Below are 1303 nucleotides of genomic sequence, written 5' to 3'. Positions count from 1 at the left end.
ATCCCCCGTCCGATACAACCGCCCACCCGCAGTGAACGGATCGGCGACGAACCGCGACGCGGTCAACCCCATCCGCGCGTGATAGCCCCGCGCCAACTGCACCCCACCGAGATACAGCTCACCCACCACACCGACCGGCACCGGACGCAACCACCCGTCCAACACCACCACCGACGTATTGGCCACCGGCAACCCGATCGGCACCGACGACCCCGCCGACCGCACCCCGGCCCGCCACGACGTCACCTCCACCGCAGCCTCCGCCGGACCATAGGTGTTCCACACCGGCACCGACCACGACGCCGACACCCGATCGACCACCGACCAGGTCAACTCCTCACCACCGGCCGACAGATACCGCAACCGCGACCCCGCCAGCGACACCCCCGACTCCACCATCGCCGACATCACCGTCGGCACCAACTCCACGAACACCGCACCCGAGGAGACGATCCGCCGACCCAGATACTCCAGATCCCGCTCACCACCCTCACGGATCAACTCACACCGCGCCCCCACCAACACCGGCCACAACACCTCCGGCACCGCCGGATCGAAACTCGGCGACGTCTTCTGCAACACCACCTCACCGACCCCCACCGGGAACTCCGACTGCCGCCACCGCACCAGATTCACGATCGCCTCGTGCGAGACCACGATCCCCTTCGGCCGCCCCGTCGACCCCGACGTATAGATCACATACGCCGCCGACCCCGGCACCACCGACACCCCCGCCGCCGGCACCCCCGACCCCGACGCCCGCGACCACTCCGGCGCATCCACCAACACCACCGACGCACCCGACGCCGACAACACCGACGAAAAACGCTCCGCCACAGCCGAAGACGTCACCACGACCACCGGATCGGCATCCGAGACCATGAACTCCACCCGCTCGACCGGATACCCCACATCCACCGGAACGAACGCACCACCGGCACACACCACCGCCCACGACGCCACCACCGACTCCACCGACCGCGGCAACAACACCACCACCCGCGACTCGGCCGACACCCCCAGCCCGGCCAACACCCCCGCAGCCCCGAACACCCGCTCCCCCAACCGAGCGAACGACACCTCACCACCGTCATCCGACGACACCGCCACCGCATCACCGAACGCGGCCACCGCCTCGGCGAACAACACCGGCAACACCGACGAACACCCCACACCCGGACCCAACGGCAACGACCCCACCGCCGACACATCCGACACCACCGACACCGCCGCCTCCACCGACGACAACACCGACACCCCACCAACCCGCACACCCACATCCACCGCACACTGCGCCAGCACG

Annotated in this window: 1 protein-coding gene; it reads right to left on the bottom strand. The window is 68.9% G+C overall.

Annotation, left to right across the window (positions count from 1 at the left end; translation table 11 throughout):
• Positions 1–1303, bottom strand: a 1303-nt coding sequence (locus ACWDTS_RS28105; protein ID WP_450119463.1) for an AMP-binding protein, incomplete at both ends; no start/stop codon positions are given.

The sequence above is a fragment of the Rhodococcus sp. NPDC003383 genome (genome assembly GCF_053589115.1).
The sequence above is the reverse complement of the archived record's forward strand: the minus strand, read 5'-3'. Positions and strand labels throughout refer to the sequence as shown.